This window comes from Bradyrhizobium sp. AUGA SZCCT0283 (assembly GCF_018130385.1).
Taxonomy (GTDB): domain Bacteria; phylum Pseudomonadota; class Alphaproteobacteria; order Rhizobiales; family Xanthobacteraceae; genus Bradyrhizobium.
The window spans coordinates 22,653-38,628 of sequence record NZ_JAFCLU010000006.1 but is presented as its reverse complement, the minus strand read 5'-3'; the positions used below and the strand labels follow the sequence as shown (position 1 = coordinate 38,628).

Below are 15,976 nucleotides of genomic sequence, written 5' to 3'. Positions count from 1 at the left end.
GCCTCTGCTCGTGATCATGGGTCTTATCCTTGCGCGCTCGGAATTTTTAATAACCTTTGAAAGCGTTGTTCGATCCGATCCTGGTGAGAGCAGCCGTGATCGTCCGTGTTGGGGAGCGCGACCCGCAGTCCGCTCCGTCCTCAACTGCAGACATCGCTAGACCGAACGGGCATGTCAGTTAGGTGCCATCAAGAGACTCGGCATCGTAGCAAGTTCGGGTGGATTCGACAGGTTATCCGATGCGCTCGATGAGGTTCGAATTCATTGAGCGGAGTTGCCGCGCAAAGAAGAAGCTCACCAGGTGAAGGGACTTCCGAAAGGCGAGCGCCAGAAAGGCTGGCTGCGTGGGTATGCGTAGCGGAAGTCGCTCCCCGGACTGCGTCGCCGCTTCTTGATGCCGCCTTGCGGTTCGCCGCTCAACAGCACCACGAATTCCGTTCCCTTGCCGGTTTCCGAACTGGGCGCCTCGTCCGTGACGATCAGAGAGGATCGCGGCGCAATGCCGACGATGCGATCCAATACGTCCTGCGGAATGGCGATGCGGTCGAGCACGGCCTTTGCGCTGTCCGGGTCCGTCGGCGCCGGCGCGACGTCGCGACCACCATTTCCGCGCGCCCGGTCTAGCGGCTCAACCGTGCCATTCGGCGAAGGTCCGCCGCGCAATGAGACGACGCTCCATTGCAACTTGGCGTCATCGGTCGCGCGCTCGAAGGCCGTGAAGACATGCGTGCCGATGGGACGATCCGGGTCTGCGATCGCGACCGGACTTTCAAGGATGGGCTTGAATGCTTGACGGACATAAAGCCGTTGGGTCTTGCGGCTGATCAACACTGATACCGGCTCGAGTTCGCGTGCGACCTGGCGGGCCGCCTCGGCTGCCGCGACGCGCGCAGCCTCCGCGGCGGCGGCGGCTTCGCGCGCAGACGTGACGGCATCGAGCCTCAGTTGCAAATCCACGTTGGCGACGTCCCATTGCAGCTGCAACTCCGCGATTTTGGCGATGGCCTGCGCCTTGGCGTCCTCAGCCTGCTCCTTTGCCTCCGCCGAGATGCCAGAGCCAAGTTTGGTCTCGGCGGCTGCCAATTGCGCCTCGGCTCTGCGCTTAAGATTTTCCGCCGCGCGAACCGGCGCCTTGGCCTGCGTGGCCTCCCGCAGGGCCGTCCCGGCGGTTATTCGGGCCTCGGCCGCTTTCCTCGTCGCCTCTTGCGCCTCGGCAGTGCGGGTGGCGGCAATGGCGGCGGCTCCGGGTTTCGGTTGGAACAGAAGCGGGTGGGCGAGCTCAACGGGCTCCACGTCGGTTGGCGCCACGATCACCCGCATGCCCATCGTGGTCGCGTCGAACAGGCGTTCGGCGAAGTCGAAGGGCAGCCGGATACAGCCATGGGACGCCGGGCGCCCCGGCAGGACGCCGCCATGGAGTGCGATGCCGGACCAGGTGATGCGCTGCATGTGCGGCATGAAGGCATCGTCATACAGGTTCGAGTAATGCTCCTCCACTTTCTGGATGACGCTGAAGATGCCTGCGGGTGTCTCGCGTCCCTTCGTGCCGCTCGATACCGGCGCCCGCAGAATCCACCCCTTGGCGTCGTAGACGGTGACCCGCTGGCTGCGGAGCGAAACGATGGCCATGATCGGCTCGCCGGCGCTGCGCGACTGAATGGATTCGATCGGGCGTTCGCTCCGGCCGCTTCTGGCGCCCGCATCGCTTCCCGCCGCGATCAGCACGGCCAGGCCCGCAACGGCAAGATAAGCGGGCCGCAGCCGCTTCTGCCTGCACTCCGGATGTACGCAACGAGACGTCATTCGCGTCCCAACTGATCGATCGGGTCAACGCCAGCTTCTACTCAAGTGCATTCAGAACGTAACGCCATTCGGTTGGACTTGCCAACCTGGAACTACGCCAACGCTCATCGACCCGTGTGGCCGCCCTTCGCGCCGCCGACCACGACGCCTGCCGCCTTTTCGATCGGCTTGATGGCCGCGGTGAAATCCGACTCCGCGCCCTCGTCGCGGATGATGACTTCCCAGAGCCTGCCAACTGCTTCGGCGACTTGCATCGACAGCCCCAGCGATTTCATCTCCTCCAGCGCGAGCCGGACGTCCTTCACCATCAACCCGGTGGCGAAGCCGAAATCGAAGCTGCGCGGCAGTACCGAGCGCGGAAACTTGTCGCGGCTGGCGGTATTGAGGCCGGAACCTGCGTTGATGACGTCGATCATCACGGCAGGATCCAGTCCCGCCTTGACGCCCATCACCACGGCTTCCGACGTCGCCACCATCGCGGTGGCCGACAGGAAGTTGTTCGCAAGCTTCATCGTCTGCGCCGAGCCGGGTTTTTCGCCGATGAAGAACACTTTTCCGATCACGTCGAGCGCGGGCTTTACCGCCTCGTAGTCGGCACGCGGGCCGGAGGCCATCACCGCCAGCGTTCCCTTTTCCGCGCCGCCGACCCCACCGCTGACGGGGCTGTCGATCTGCACGATGTTCTTGGCCGCCAGCAGGCCGTGAATTTTCGCCGCCATCTGCGAGCCGACGGTGGAGAGATCGACGAAGCGTTTTACGCGCTTGCCCTCGATGACGCCGCCGGTGCCGGTCGCGACCTCGAGCGAGGACTGCAGCGACGGCAGGCTCGCCAGCACGGTCTCGCAGCGGTCGGCGATGTCCTTGGGCGATGATGCCGCTTGCGCGCCGAGTGCGACGAGTCGGTCGACGGCTTCCTTCCGCGTATCGAACACGGTGAGTTGATGTTTTGCCTCGATCAGGCGTCGCGCCATCGGAAAACCCATCTTCCCGAGGCCGATGAATCCGATTTCCATGGTGTCTCCTCATTCGTCATTGCGAGGAGCGAAGCGACGAAGCAATCCACCCTCTCTTTGCGCGGAGAGGTGGATTGCTTCGCTTCGCTCGCAATGACGGTTGAAACGGTTTGTTCCTGTTTCGACGCGCTCTCAACCCTTGCTCAACCCTTGTCCAACTCCGCAAACACTTCGCGGGCGATGCGAAAGCTGTCGACGCCGGCGGGAATGCCGGCATAGATCGAAACCTGCATGAAGATCTCGCGGATCTCGTCGCGGCTGACGCCGTTGGTCAGCGCGCCCTTGATGTGCGCCTTCAATTCGTGCGGCCGGTTGAGGATCGAGATCATGGCGAGGTTGAGCATGCTGCGGGTCTTGTGCGGCAGTTCCTCGCGGCCCCACACCGCGCCCCAGCAATATTCGGTGACGAGTTCCTGGAACGGTTTGTTGAAGCTGTCGGCGTTCTTCAGGGCGTTGTTGACATAGGCCTCTCCGAGCACCGCCTTGCGAATTTCCAGTCCCTTGTCGTGTGTCTTCTGGTCCATGACGTCTCCTCGTATTTTTACGGTTCGGCGCGGACGTTACGGGGTGGGCGGCCTGCAGTCACGCCTTCGTGTTATGCGTATTTCCGGGTGTGGGTTACCTCGGGAACAGGTGCCTCATTGCCGCCGCTGTGCTAGGGTGATTTGTCGGTAACCTGGAGAGTTTATTGAGCGGCGCCTCACCCGACCCCTCACAGCCCGCGCGCGAGCCGGATGCTGTCGCACGGCTTCAGCTGACGCAGGCCCTGCAACGGGCCCAATATGCGATCGCGTGGGAACGCGCTTGGCCGGGTCTCGCCCGGTTTTTGAGCGTCGTTGGACTGTTTCTGGTGGTGTCCTGGGCCGGATTGTGGCTGGCGCTGCCGTTCCTCGCGCGCGCGATCGGCATCGGCCTGTTTATCCTGCTGGCGCTGGCCGCGTTGTTCCCGCTTTCGCGGTTTCGCTGGCCGACCCGCGAAGAGGCGTTGAGCCGGCTCGACCGCGGCACCGGCATCCGCCATCGCCCGGCGACCGCGCTGACCGATACGCTCTCGACCAGGGACCCGATCGCGCAGGCGCTGTGGCGCGAGCAGCGCGAGCGCACGCTGGCCTCGATCAAGCGGATCCGCGCCGGGCTGCCGTCGCCGCGGCTTCCGATCCACGATCCCTGGGCGCTGCGCGCGCTGGTCATGGTGATGCTGGCGGCCGCCTATGTCGCCGCCGGCGACGAGCGCACTTTGCGCATTGCCGCCGCGTTCGACTGGAACGGCGTGCTGGCGCCGGCCAACGTCCGGGTCGATGCCTGGGTGACCCCGCCGGTCTATACCGGCAAGCCGCCGGTGATTCTGTCCGCCGCCAGGGATGCGGCTTCGCCCGACAGCGGAGCGCCGTTGCCGGTGCCTTCGGGTAGCACGCTGCTGGTGCGCTCCAGCGGCGGCACCATCGATGTAGTGGTCGGCGGCGGCGTGACCGAAATCGCGCCGAGCGAGGAGGCGCCGAAGGGCACCAACGAACGGCATTTCAAGATCACAGGCGACGGCACCGCACATGTCCGCGCGCCGTCCGGCCAGCCGCTGTGGCGCTTCGCGGCCACGCCCGACCGTGCGCCGACCATTTCACTTGCCAAGGATCCGGAGCGCCAGGCCCGCGGCTCGCTGCAGATGTCCTACAAGCTCGAGGACGATTACGGCGTCACCGAAGCGCGCGCGCAATTCGCCGCCCGCAACCCCGATGCGGCCAAGGAAAGCAAGAGCAAGGAGGCCGACAAGGCCGAGCCGCGGCCGCTGTTCGAGCCGCCGCAGTTTGCGCTGGTGCTGCCGAACGCGCGCACCCGTAACGGCGTCGGCCAGACGGTGAAGGATCTCAGCGAGGATCCCTATGCCGGCGCCGATGTGACGCTGAGGCTCACGGCCAAGGACGAGGCCGGCAATGAAGGCAAGAGCGAGCCCTTCAACATGCGGCTGCCGGAGCGGCTGTTCACCAAGCCGTTGGCGCGCGCCCTGATCGAGCAGCGCCGGATCCTGGCCCTCGACGCCAACCAGAATGCGCAGGTCTATACCGCGCTCGATGCGCTAATGATCGCGCCGGAACTGTTCACGCCGGAGACCGGTCACTATCTTGGCCTCTTCAGCGTGTCGCGGCAGCTGGAGGCGGCGCGGACCGACGCTGCCCTGCGCGAGGTCGTCGCCAGCCTGTGGGCGCTCGCCGTCACCATCGAGGACGGCAACATCAGCGATGTCGACAAGGCGCTGCGTGCGGCCCAGGAGGCGCTCAAGCAGGCGCTGGAACGCGGCGCGACCGACGAGGAGATCAAGAAGCTCACGGACAATCTGCGCGCCGCGCTGGACAATTTCCTGCGCCAGCTCGCCGAGCAGCTGCGCAACAACCCGCAGCAATTGGCGCGCCCGCTCGATCCCAACACCAAGATGCTGAGCCAGCAGGATCTCAAGAGCATGCTCGACCGGCTGGAGCGGCTGTCGCGGTCCGGCGACAAGGATGCCGCCAAGCAACTGTTGGAACAGCTGCAGCAGATGCTGGAAAACCTGCAGATGGCGCAGCCCGGCCAGGGCGACAACGACATGGAGCAGGCGCTGAACGAACTCGGCGACATGATCCGCAAGCAGCAGCAATTGCGCGACAAGACCTACAAGCAGGGCCAGGATTCCAGGCGCGACCGCATGCGCGGCAAGCAGGGCGACCAGAGCATGAGCGACCTGCAGCAGGACCAGCAGGGTCTGCGCGACCGGCTGAAGAAATTGCAGGAAGAACTCGCCAAGCGCGGCATGGGGCCGGGCCAGCGCGGCCAGCAGGGCCAGCGCGGCGAACAGGGACAGGGCCAGCAGGGCCAGGGCGGCGACCAGGGCGACGGCGAGGACGGGCTCGATCAGGCCGATTCGGCGATGGGCGATGCCACCGGCCGGCTCGGCGAAGGCAATGCCGACGGCGCGGTGGACTCGCAAGGGCGGGCGCTGGAAGCGCTGCGCAAGGGCGCCCAGAGCCTGGCGGAAGCCATGCAGCAAGGTGACGGCGATCAGCCGGGCGACGGCCCCGGCAATCCCAGGGGCCGCCAGCAGGGCGCAGCCAACTCGACCGATCCGCTGGGACGGCCGATGCGCAACAACGAATTCACCGACGATTATACGGTGAAGATCCCCGGCGAGATCGATGTGCAGCGGGTGCGCCGGATCCTCGAAGAACTGCGGCGCCGTCTCGCCGATCCGTCCCGGCCGCAGATCGAACTCGATTACATCGAGCGGCTGTTGAAGGATTATTGAGCGGCTCGGCTCTCACCATCGTCATTGCGAGCGTAGCGAAGCAATCCATGGCTCGGCGTGTGCGGTAATGGATTGCTTCGTCGCTCTGCTCCTCGCAATGACGGCCTGAGAGATGGTAGGGCGAAGCTACCCCGCCTTCCTCGCGGCCAGCGCGTCCGCTACAGCCGTGCGGATGTCATGCACCGAGAACGGCTTCGTCACCACGTCGTGCACGATGGCGTTGAGGCCGGAGGCGCGTTCGCGCTGATCGGCGAAACCCGTCATCAACAGGATCTTCAGGTTGGGAAAATCGCGCGCCGCCGTCAGCGCCAGGGCGATGCCGTCCATCACGGGCATCTGGATGTCGGTCAGCAGTAGGTCGAACGTGCCTCGTTCGCGGGTCAGGATATCGAGCGCTTCGGCGCCGTCCTCGGCGGTGACGGTCTCGTGGCCGTCCATGGCGATGGCGCGCGCCACCAGCGAGCGCATGGAATCCTCGTCATCGGCAATCAGCACGCGTGGCATGAAGTCGTCTCTCTCGCCTCAGCGGAACAGGCGGCCTGGTTCAGGCGTGGCCCGCCAGATCCCGCTTGTTGAAAAAGCGTACGTCAATATTGCGGCCTTCGGGCGGCGGCGAAGCCAGCCGCGACTTGAAATAGGCGCGCTCGCCGGGCTTGAGCACCGGCTGTTCGAGCACCGCGTTCCAGGCGTAGATCTCGGTGCCCTGCGCGTCGCGGACGGAAAAACGCAGCCGCGGCAATTCGACCGGCTTTTTGGTCTCGCCGACGATCGTGCCTTCGATGACCAGGACCGGCTTGCCGTCCACGGTCTCGTTGCTGACCTTGATGTCCTTGAACGCGAGCCCGCGCAGGTTCACTTCGAGCCCGACCATCTTGTAGAACGTCGCGGTTTGCGGCAGCAGCCGCACGATTTCGGCGCGCCAGATCATCAGCGCCAGGATCAGCGCGCCCATCGCGGCGCAGGCGGTCGGCAGGCCAAAGGACGCCATCAAGGGGATGCGGGGCAGGGAGGGCAGCCGGAAAAGGCGGGCCAACCGCTCACGGTGCGTGGTGATCGGGACTTCCTCGTGATCCTCCGCATCCTGCCGGGCGGCCGACGGCCAGTCGCTGTTGCCGCCTGGTTGCGAACCTTCGCCCTCGGCCGGCCAGCCGGCCGAAATCGAGGGGCTGTCGACCACCGGGGTGTCCTGGCCCTCTTCCTCGCGCGCCAGCGCCTCCCACTCGGCCGCGGCATCGTTCGCCGCCGGGGGGGCCGATTGCGCCGAACTTGGCATGGCGGCCGGCATGGCGACCGCCATTTCGATCGCGTCCTCGGACCGCGCCAGCCAGGTTTCCTTGCAGCGCGAGCAGCGGACGGTACGTCCGGCGGGCCCCAGGGTGGCCGGATTGATGGCGTAGGATGTTGTACAATGAGGGCAAACGATATGCATGGAGCCCATCTCTATCGTGTCTTTGTCCGGATGCTACATAGCGACCGTTAACGAATCGGAAACCATAACGGCCGCAAAACCGTTTTGTCCGGTTGGTTCCCAAACCAGCGGGCCACGAGCCCAAAGTCCAGGTTCGGGTCCAGGTTCAGGTTCAAGTCCGGGGTTTACGGCCGCGGCCCATGCCGGGCGGAGCCCGGCCACTGTCAAGGCCGAGCAGGGCTCGGCCACGGTTCATGTCGAGCGGAGCTGAGCTTGGTTCGGTTCGAAAATGTCGGTTTGCGGTACGGGCTCGGCCCGGAGATTCTGCGCGACCTTACTTTCCTGATTCCGGCGCACTCCTTCCAGTTTCTCACCGGCCCTTCGGGCGCGGGCAAGACCTCGCTGCTGCGGCTGTTGTTTCTGTCGCTGCGACCGACGCGCGGTCTCGTCAATCTGTTCGGCCAGGACGTTTCGCTGCTCGGCAAGGATCAGGTTGCCAACATGCGCCAGCGGATCGGCATCGTGCTGCAGGATTTTCGCCTGCTCGACCACATGACCACCTATGAGAACGTGGCGCTGCCGTTCCGCGTGATGGGCCGCGAGGAATCCAGCTATCGCCGGGAGGTGATCGACCTCTTGAGGTGGGTCGGCCTCGGCGAGCGCATGGATGCGCTGCCGCCGATCCTGTCGGGCGGTGAGAAGCAGCGCGCCGCGATCGCGCGCGCGGTGATCTCGCGGCCGCAATTGCTTTTGGCGGACGAACCGACCGGCAGCGTCGACCCGACGCTCGGCCGGCGCCTGCTGCGGCTGTTCATCGAATTGAACAGGCTGGGCACCGCGGTCATCATCGCGACCCACGACATCACGTTGATGGACCAGTACGAGGCGCGGCGAATGGTGCTGCACCAGGGACGGTTGCACATCTATGAGTAGGATGGGTGACGAGCACGGGCCGCTTGTGGATCTCGGGACGGAGCGCCCGCAGGTCCCGGCGCGGGCGCGCAACATGTCGCCGATCGTGCCGCGGGCGTCGATCTCCGGCCGCGCGCTGGTCGCCGTCGTCGCCATCATGACGTTCCTCGCTTCCATCACCACCGGCACCGTGCTGCTCGTCAGCGCATCGGCCGCGGAGTGGCAGTCGGAAGTCGCCAGCGAAATCACCATGCAGGTGCGCCCGCAGGCCGGGCGCGACCTCGAGCGTGATGTGACCGCGGCGGCGGAGGCGATGCGGACGCAGCCCGGCATCGTCCAGGTCAAGCCGTTCACCAAGGACGAATCGGCCAGGTTGCTGGAGCCGTGGCTTGGCAGCGGGCTGTCGATCGAGCAGTTGCCGGTGCCGCGCGTCGTCGTCGCGCGCGTGCAGCCCGGCACTACGCTCGATCTCGCGGCGTTGCGCAAGGCAGTGACGCAGGTGGCGCCGTCGGCGAGCGTCGACGATCACCGCGCCTGGATCGAGCGCATGCGCTCGATGACCGGCGCGACCGTATTGGCCGGCATCGGCATCCTCGTGCTGGTGATCGCGGCGACGATCATTTCGGTTTCGTTCGCGACCCGCGGAGCGATGGCGGCGAACCGCCCGATCGTCGAGGTGCTGCACTTCGTCGGCGCCGGCGACCGCTACATCGCCAACCATTTCCTGCGGCATTTTCTCAGGCTCGGGCTGGAGGGCGGGCTGATCGGCGGCGGCGCCGCGATGCTGGGTTTCGGCTTCTCCGAGTCGATCGCCGCCTGGTTCTCGGGCACCCCCGTCGGCGATCAATTCGCCGCGCTGCTGGGGACGTTTTCGCTGCCGCCCTCGGGCTATCTGGCGCTCGCGGTACAGGCCGTGGCGATCGCCGCCATTACCGCCTGGGCCTCGCGGCGAACGCTGTTCGCCACGCTGGACGACATCGATTGACCGGCCAATGACGTTTTCCGGCAAAGCATGTCCTTCGGGACATGATCCGGGGTAGGCCGGGACTCCACTTCGTCTGAAAACCTTCTAGAATTGGGCTAAAGCGTTTTCAAGCGAAGTGGAGACCGGTTCGCGTCAAGAAAACGCGTCAAATCAGGAGTCTGGAGCGGCGTTTCGATTCCATCGAAACGCGGCTCAAGGGGAAGAGGACCGCCGGACCATATGGGTTTGCAGTACGACGACAGCACGCCGAGGGCGCCGGCCACGCGGCCGCGCGGGTGGCTGCGCGCGGTCATCGTCGGCACCATGGCGATCCTGTTCGTCGGCGCGGCCGTGGGCTTCATCGCCTTTCTCTCGCAACTGCGCGGCGTCGAAATCAAGCCGGCGCGCAACGCCGACGGGATCGTGGTGTTGACCGGCGGCTCGTCCCGGGTGTCGGATGCGATGGAATTGCTGGCCGGCGGCTACGGCAAGCGGTTGCTGATTTCGGGGGTGCATCCGACCAACGCGGTGAGCGATATTTCCCGCTCGCTGCCCGACAACCAGTCGCTGCTGTTGCGCTGTTGCGTCGATCTCGACCGTTCGGCAGTCAATACCAGGAGCAACGCCGCCGAGACACGGCGCTGGGTCCGCGAGCGGGGCTTCAAATCGCTGATCGTGGTGACGTCGAACTACCACATGCCGCGGGCGATCGTGGAGCTGTCGCATGCGATCCCGGACGTCACGCTGATTCCGTTCGCGGTGGTCGGCGACCGATGGCGCGACGAGCCATGGTGGACCAGCGGCGCGACGCTGCGTCTCTTGCTGTCGGAATACGCGAAATATGTCGCCGCCGAGGTGCGCGTGCGGTTGGCCGGTGGGGGCATCGACCTGGCGCCCGAACTTTCCGATCAGCCCGCGCCGGCGCCGCGCCGGCCGGCGACGGCGCAAGCCAACTGATCGGCCCCCTCGTCTTTGCCGTCAATGCCCGCGAGATTAATTCTCGCCGAGCGTTCGCGTCAGTCTTCTCCAGGCGGCCGCGAGTTTATCCAACGCCAGGCGGGTTATCGATGTATCGGCCGTGATGATCCGGATGACGCCCGATTCCCTGTCCGAGCACGCCGCCTCGGCGCTTTCGGCGGTCACCGGGATCACCGCCTCGTCTTCTGCCCGATACGATGTGGCGATGCGGCCGATCTTCGGAATTCCATTGGCGCCCAGTTGAACCGCCTTGCATACCTCCTTGGGCGCCGAATGCAGATCGAGGACCCATTCTCCCCCGCTGCGGGTGAGGGCAGCCTCGCCCCATGGCCAGGCCAGCTCGCCATTCCTGACGAACCCATCTGGAACGGCAACGCCTAGCTGGCGCAGCGCCTGCAGGGTCATCCGTCCCTGGTCGCTGGCGGGAGCCTTGTCCAGACCGCCGATGAATTCAGCGAGTTGTGCGAGCAGTCGATCGGTTGGAACAGGCAAGGGGGAGCGGTCGACCGGGGCGCGCGCTTCGGCCGCAATGATCCGGACGATGTCGGATTCCGTATTCGAACACGCGACGTCGGCCTGCTCGGCCGTTACCGGAAGGTTGGTCTCGTCCCGCGCGGAGGCCGATGCCGCGATCCGGACTACGCCGGGGATGGTGTTGGCGCCGAGATAGATGGCCTTACAGACATCCTTCGGGGCGGAGTACAGATCCACCACCCACGTCCGCCCGTCGCGCGTCAGCACGACGTCACCCCACAGCGTTGCCAGCCGGCCGTCCCGCACAAACAACTCGGGCACAGCTACGCCGCGTTCGCGCAATGCGCCGAGTTCCGTCGGCCCTTCACCGTTTTCTCCTGCGCGCTGCAGGCTTCCGATCAACTCGGCCAGACCTGCGAGCATCCGATCGATTGTCGCAACCGTTGTGGATAGCCCGCCCTCGATGGGTATTTCCGCGAGTTGCCCGTCGGAGCCGACAGCGAAGACCCTGATTCCCTTGTTCAGCAGGTCCACGCAATCCTCCGCGACGACGAGCGTAAACGAGTTCGCCAGTCCGCTCACCTCGAGGTCCGTCGTCTGGGTTGCCCCGCAGATTCGGCCCCCCAGCGCAACCAGGATGTTGCGGGTTTCGCCGCTCTGCGCGCCGCCATTGATCTGCGCGTCGATGCGCAATGAAAGGTGCGGACCAGAGCGGTTGAAGCGGGCGCCGAACAGATGCACGGCGGCGTCAGGCAGGCGGGTGAATTGGAACTCGTCGACAAGACGCCCTACATAGCGGCTGAACTTGCCGAGCCCGTGCAGGTCGGCCATCGACGTCCCTGTTCCAAACCACTCCAGGCGGCGTTTCAGGGTCGGGTCGTCGCGATGCGGTGTCGACTTCACCGTCTCGGCCGGCGCTGCATCGCGAATGGTCTTGATGAGCGATCTGCCTTGCAGGCTCTCCGGAATGGCGACGCCGAGATAGTCGAGGATGGTCGGGTAGATGTCGACGGTATGCACCGGGTCGAGCGATATTCCGGCGCGGGTTTGCCCGGGAAGTTTGATGAGCAGAGGAATGGCCTGGACATCGGGCAAGCGAAGCTCGCTGGGATCGCGCGGCTTTTCGCCCGGCCATAGCGAGACCCCGTGATCGGCCACGACGACGACGATTGAATGATCGTATTGCCCATTGGCCCGGATCTGCACCAGCAGGTCGCCCAACAACTTGTCGGCATGCATCGACTGCAGCAAATGGGCCTTGTAGTCGTGCATGACCCTGACGTTGTCGTCGCCCAGTGTCGTGTCCCTGCGGTCCTTGAGCGACAGGTAGTCGCCCCACCGGGATTCCTGATAGGGGCGTCCTGACGGGTAGTGCGACCAGCCATTGTGCGGATAGATGTTGTGATAGACCGCCAGAAACGGCTGTTTCGCCCCGGCCAGCGCGGCGACGAATTTTTCGTGATGACGAAGGCCGTGCGGCGACCTGTGGGCGTCCTCGCCGAAGCGATTGTGCTGCAGGTCGATCCGTGGAAGGTCAGCTGCGAGCTGCGGCGGCGCCACCACATGCCCAAAGATGATCGCGATATCGAGAGCGATCCGGCCCAATCTTTCCTGGCCGTCGGGTGCTTCCGTCTGCCAGCCCAGCGGTCTTGCTGGATTGAGGTCGGTCGCGAATTGCAGGTCGAGAACGTTGTAGCTTGGGCCTAGCCGGTGAAAAATATTCTCCGGATAGCTCCGGTAGGTCGCGGGCACCTCGTGTTTGCGCGTTCGTCCGGCAAGAATCGAGGGCACTGCGGTCTCGGTATGTCCCGACGTCGAACGCGCGTTGGCAAACCATGTCGCACCCTGAGCGAACTGGTAAAAGTCTGGAAATTTGTTGCGATCGATCAGGCCGTTTGCGTCGAGGATCGTGGTGACCGGCAGTTCGTCGTAAATGATCAGGATGACGTTGGGCCGGTCGGCTGTCGTTATCTTTTCGGCCGGCGGCGCCTCGGAAAACCGGATCACGCCCAAATCGTTGGCATGGAGCATGATTGCCGCGGGGAAGACGACCGTCGTCACGGCAAAGAACCTGACGAATCCTTGAATTTTCGGCCTTGCAAGCAGCAATGCAGCAAGACAGGCCGATACGATCAGGAGCAGCGCGCAGATCCCGAGCGTCGCTTGGTTGCCCGGCGCGAGTGTCAAGCTGTGCGCGAAGTGACTCGCCGCCATCAGGCAGATCAGCGACAGGTAGAACCAGAGAACCAGGAACAACAGCCCCCGTCCGAGATGCCTGTGCAAACGGTAGCCGAGCCGGACGAGCAGCCAGGTGACGAGCGGCGGCGCGATATAAATCAGCAATATGCAGAAGATGAATTCGGCGCTGGTCATTCTCCAGGCGACGAAAAAGTTCAGGGTTTGCCCGGTGACCGAATAGAACGGCTGCGCGACGGCAATGGCGGACAGTGCGAGATGCAGCAGGAACGAGTTTTGCGCGCGTGGGCCCGCGCTTTCGGTGATCGTCACGCTCATGCCGCGCTCGGGGATGGAGCCGACGCTGGTTTCGGCTGAAGAAAATAGATGTGCCTGCGGCCTTCCTTGAGCGGCGCCTTGTCGGCGATGTCGAACATCAAAGCGGCGGCGGATTCAAACTGGGCTAGCGTATAGTCGGGATGTTTGTTTCTCTTGTTTCTCAGCAGGCGCAACGTCATCTCGTCCTCAGGCCCCACGAATTCCAGCACGACCGCCGCATCGAAACTGCGAATCCACTGCAGAAAGTCCTGCATCGGAATATTCGCCGTGATCACCATGTGATGAATCAACGCCAGGCACAGAATAAGATCGGGCTTGCCGCGGTCGTCGAATGATTTCCGTTCCCGGCCGCGCCAGCCCTGGTCCGGCGATACGTTGCCCAGCTGCATCACCAGCGGCGTGACGTTGTCAGGTCTTTCCGTCTTCAGCCGGTGGTACAGCGTGTCGACGGCGAGCTCGTCCTCATCGACGGCGATGACGTGATCGGCGTGATCGCTGCACAGCCGCGCGAAAGTGCCCGTATTGCTGCCGAGATCATAGGCCATCCGCCATCGCTTGCCGCGGACATGCCGTTCGACGAAACCCTTCTTTTCGAAAAGCGAGACGTCGTCGTAGGAATGGGTCTTCTCGTAGGCGGACCACGCGGTCTCGCCGCGCCTGCGTTCGAGCTTCGCGACCATCCGCTTGATGGATTGCACCATGCGCAGCGTCATCTCGCGCGTTTGCCGGACCGGCCATTTTGCCGGCGCGGCATCCGCGGCAGTCGTCCGCGCCTCGGCCCGGCTGGCGCGGGCCTGCAGGCGGGCGTGCAAATAGAGGTGCGTAAAGACGCCGCGGCGGAAAATGTCGCGCAGGGAGATGAATTTCAGCGCCTCCTCCGGATCGACGCCTTCCAGATTGCTGCGTAGCAGCGGCGCAATCTGGATGTCGCGATGCGCCTTGAGGAGGAGGGGGATGATGAACATCATGCAGAACTGGCGATATCCGGTCCAGGAATCGCCGTCGCGATAGGGTTCGAATGACGAGACGTCGATGAAGACCGGCCGTTGCCCTCGCCATTGCAAATTGTAGGCGGAGCCGTCCTTCAGCGTCCAGCCGTTCTCCAGCGCCTGCTCGAGAACGTCGAGGTGCAGCAGGGCCGCATCCTTCAGCATCCCGAACGTCCATTCATAGGGATAGGAGATGAAGGGGATCCGCTCGTGCCGCAGGACCGCGGCCCAATGACCGGAGACCCGCGCCGGTACGTCGGAGCGACCCTCCGTCTCGGTGCCGACGACCGCGCCGCTTTCCATGAGCCGCCGGAAGAAAGCCGTTTGCCGGAGCTGATGCCAGTTGGCGGCTGCTTCCGCGCTCAAGCTGCGGAACACCTCGCCATGGTGATAGAAAACTCGATTGCTCGCGTCGCGAAATGAGCCGTGCTCGGGGGTCATGTCCTTCGAATTCTATTCGTCGCGGCGAGGGGCCATTGCGCCAATTCGAGAGCGAGCTCTCCAAGTCTGTTTTCAGGAAGTCTGTTTTCAGGAAGTCTCTCTTCAGGAAGCCTCATCTCACGCAATGTTCATCTCACGCAACGGACGAAGCGCTCAATCTTTCGTCTGCCCGGCGGGGTCGCCGGCTTCGGGACGATTTTTGCGGAACGGGGCGGTTACCTTATGGAAGTAACCCTTCAACGTGTAGGTCGTCGCAGCCAGGATGCCGAGGATGGCGGTCAGAAGCATGCTGCCGGAACCCGGATCCAGATAGGCGAAGCTCGGGCAGGTCGAAATCAAATAGAACGCGCCGCCAAGCAGGGCAGCCGAGCCGATGTTCTTCGGGTTTTCGGTCATTCCGGCAGGCCCTTGGCAAATGGGTTCGAGGACGGAATCGCTGGCGACGGGAGTGTGACGTTTTTCTACCAAGAAGCGAACCGGTTAGCAATTTCGTAAGGCGGCGTGTGGGGGGCCGCCCACCGGGCCGCGCGCGCCGGGTTAGGGCGCATCTTGCGCGCCTTGAACGGGTGGATGGAGCCGATGCTGATCGTGCAGCATCATCGCCAGCCGATGCAATTGGGAATCGCGAAAACCTTCCGCCTCGATCGCCTTCACGGTGGCCAGAACATAGTCGCGGTTGACGCCGGACTGGCCGTGCCCTTGCAGCACATGGCGCAATTGTTCCGCCGGCGACAGCCGCCCGGCATATTGCACATGGCCGCGGTCGACCACGTAGACGAGTGCGCTGACACGCTGGCGCGCCTCGTTCTCCAGCCACACCGATCGTTTCACCTCGCGGTAGACCGAGGTGACCTGCTCGCGCTCACGCAAATAGGCGATGGTGGCTGTGCGATTCTTCTCCGCGACCCGGAACGCGACTCCGCGACAGGCGCCGCCGCGGTCGAGACCGAGCACGAGGCCGGGCTTCTCCGGCGTGCCGCGATGGACGAAGGAATAGACGCAGAGCGCGCGGTGTTCGCCGATCAGCCGCGCCGGAGCCCGTTCGATGAATTCGAAGCCCGGGCGCCACATCAGGGAGCCGTAGCCGAACACCCAGAGGTCGCCTGTCGAGAATTCCGTATCGTTGAGAGCGTTCGCGGACATGCCCGCGCACCGCTACCAGAACGGAACGACAAAGCGAAGTGAAATCAATGCCTTTTGTTGTGG

Annotated in this window: 13 protein-coding genes; 4 read left to right on the top strand and 9 right to left on the bottom strand. The window is 64.5% G+C overall.

The genetic code is table 11. The annotated features are described in order from the left end of the window. Positions 1 to 294: 294 nt before the first annotated feature. The 3 genes from JQ624_RS10625 to JQ624_RS10615 all read right to left on the bottom strand — a co-directional run bounded on the left by JQ624_RS10625 (position 295) and on the right by JQ624_RS10615 (position 3,340). Entirely contained in the window at positions 295 to 1,803 is a 1,509-nt protein-coding gene (locus JQ624_RS10625; RefSeq protein ID WP_283816909.1) for a L,D-transpeptidase family protein, read from the bottom strand. Positions 1,804 to 1,907: 104 nt separating this feature from the next. Continuing rightward, positions 1,908 to 2,816, bottom strand: a complete 909-nt coding sequence (locus JQ624_RS10620; RefSeq protein WP_212418833.1) for an NAD(P)-dependent oxidoreductase — start codon at positions 2,814 to 2,816, stop codon at positions 1,908 to 1,910. A 143-nt stretch (positions 2,817 to 2,959) separates the two neighbouring features. Then, positions 2,960 to 3,340: a carboxymuconolactone decarboxylase family protein gene (locus tag JQ624_RS10615; protein WP_212418832.1), complete on the bottom strand. Its 381-nt coding sequence runs from the start codon at positions 3,338 to 3,340 to the stop codon at positions 2,960 to 2,962. Positions 3,341 to 3,504: 164 nt separating this feature from the next. On the opposite strand from JQ624_RS10615, the gene JQ624_RS10610 reads away from it, so the two are divergent. Next, positions 3,505 to 6,090: a TIGR02302 family protein gene (locus JQ624_RS10610; RefSeq protein ID WP_212418831.1), complete on the top strand. Its 2,586-nt coding sequence runs from the start codon at positions 3,505 to 3,507 to the stop codon at positions 6,088 to 6,090. A gap of 126 nt (positions 6,091 to 6,216) precedes the next feature. Here JQ624_RS10610 and JQ624_RS10605 read toward each other — a convergent pair whose 3' ends face one another. Both JQ624_RS10605 and JQ624_RS10600 read right to left on the bottom strand, forming a co-directional pair. Continuing rightward, positions 6,217 to 6,594, bottom strand: coding sequence for a response regulator (locus JQ624_RS10605; RefSeq protein ID WP_212418830.1), 378 nt, complete (start codon positions 6,592 to 6,594; stop codon positions 6,217 to 6,219). Between the two features lie 40 nt (positions 6,595 to 6,634). Continuing rightward, positions 6,635 to 7,519: an MJ0042-type zinc finger domain-containing protein gene (locus JQ624_RS10600; protein ID WP_212418829.1), complete on the bottom strand. Its 885-nt coding sequence runs from the start codon at positions 7,517 to 7,519 to the stop codon at positions 6,635 to 6,637. Between the two features lie 252 nt (positions 7,520 to 7,771). On the opposite strand from JQ624_RS10600, the gene ftsE reads away from it, so the two are divergent. From ftsE to JQ624_RS10585, 3 genes are all read left to right on the top strand, one after another. Continuing rightward, positions 7,772 to 8,431 (top strand): cell division ATP-binding protein FtsE, encoded by a 660-nt coding sequence (ftsE, locus tag JQ624_RS10595; protein WP_212418828.1) that lies wholly within the window; start codon positions 7,772 to 7,774, stop codon positions 8,429 to 8,431. Next, the gene (locus JQ624_RS10590) at positions 8,424 to 9,395 is read left to right on the top strand and encodes an ABC transporter permease (RefSeq protein WP_212418827.1); all 972 of its coding nucleotides are present in this window, start codon (positions 8,424 to 8,426) and stop codon (positions 9,393 to 9,395) included. Before ftsE ends, JQ624_RS10590 begins: the two co-directional genes overlap by 8 nt. A 219-nt stretch (positions 9,396 to 9,614) precedes the next feature. Then, the gene (locus tag JQ624_RS10585) at positions 9,615 to 10,331 is read left to right on the top strand and encodes a YdcF family protein (protein WP_212418826.1); all 717 of its coding nucleotides are present in this window, start codon (positions 9,615 to 9,617) and stop codon (positions 10,329 to 10,331) included. Positions 10,332 to 10,367: 36 nt separating this feature from the next. Here JQ624_RS10585 and JQ624_RS10580 read toward each other — a convergent pair whose 3' ends face one another. From JQ624_RS10580 to JQ624_RS10565, 4 genes are all read right to left on the bottom strand, one after another. Then, positions 10,368 to 13,340 (bottom strand): sulfatase-like hydrolase/transferase, encoded by a 2,973-nt coding sequence (locus tag JQ624_RS10580; RefSeq protein ID WP_212418825.1) that lies wholly within the window; start codon positions 13,338 to 13,340, stop codon positions 10,368 to 10,370. Continuing rightward, entirely contained in the window at positions 13,337 to 14,770 is a 1,434-nt protein-coding gene (locus JQ624_RS10575) for a class I SAM-dependent methyltransferase (protein ID WP_212418824.1), read from the bottom strand. The genes JQ624_RS10580 and JQ624_RS10575 overlap by 4 nt, the downstream gene beginning before the upstream one ends. A gap of 153 nt (positions 14,771 to 14,923) precedes the next feature. Beyond that, entirely contained in the window at positions 14,924 to 15,238 is a 315-nt protein-coding gene (locus tag JQ624_RS10570; protein WP_212418823.1) for a hypothetical protein, read from the bottom strand. Positions 15,239 to 15,307: 69 nt separating this feature from the next. After that, positions 15,308 to 15,913: a gamma-glutamylcyclotransferase gene (locus JQ624_RS10565; RefSeq protein ID WP_212418822.1), complete on the bottom strand. Its 606-nt coding sequence runs from the start codon at positions 15,911 to 15,913 to the stop codon at positions 15,308 to 15,310. Between the last annotated feature and the right edge of the window lie 63 nt (positions 15,914 to 15,976).

Coding starts and splice junctions, on each gene's coding strand:
- JQ624_RS10625 (WP_283816909.1), bottom strand. CDS start 1,803: ATGACGTCTCGTTGCGTACATCCGGAGTGCAGGCAGAAGCGGCTGCGG.
- JQ624_RS10620 (WP_212418833.1), bottom strand. CDS start 2,816: ATGGAAATCGGATTCATCGGCCTCGGGAAGATGGGTTTTCCGATGGCG.
- JQ624_RS10615 (WP_212418832.1), bottom strand. CDS start 3,340: ATGGACCAGAAGACACACGACAAGGGACTGGAAATTCGCAAGGCGGTG.
- JQ624_RS10605 (WP_212418830.1), bottom strand. CDS start 6,594: ATGCCACGCGTGCTGATTGCCGATGACGAGGATTCCATGCGCTCGCTG.
- JQ624_RS10600 (WP_212418829.1), bottom strand. CDS start 7,519: ATGCATATCGTTTGCCCTCATTGTACAACATCCTACGCCATCAATCCG.
- JQ624_RS10590 (WP_212418827.1), top strand. CDS start 8,424: ATGAGTAGGATGGGTGACGAGCACGGGCCGCTTGTGGATCTCGGGACG.
- JQ624_RS10585 (WP_212418826.1), top strand. CDS start 9,615: ATGGGTTTGCAGTACGACGACAGCACGCCGAGGGCGCCGGCCACGCGG.
- JQ624_RS10580 (WP_212418825.1), bottom strand. CDS start 13,340: ATGAGCGTGACGATCACCGAAAGCGCGGGCCCACGCGCGCAAAACTCG.
- JQ624_RS10575 (WP_212418824.1), bottom strand. CDS start 14,770: ATGACCCCCGAGCACGGCTCATTTCGCGACGCGAGCAATCGAGTTTTC.
- JQ624_RS10565 (WP_212418822.1), bottom strand. CDS start 15,913: ATGTCCGCGAACGCTCTCAACGATACGGAATTCTCGACAGGCGACCTC.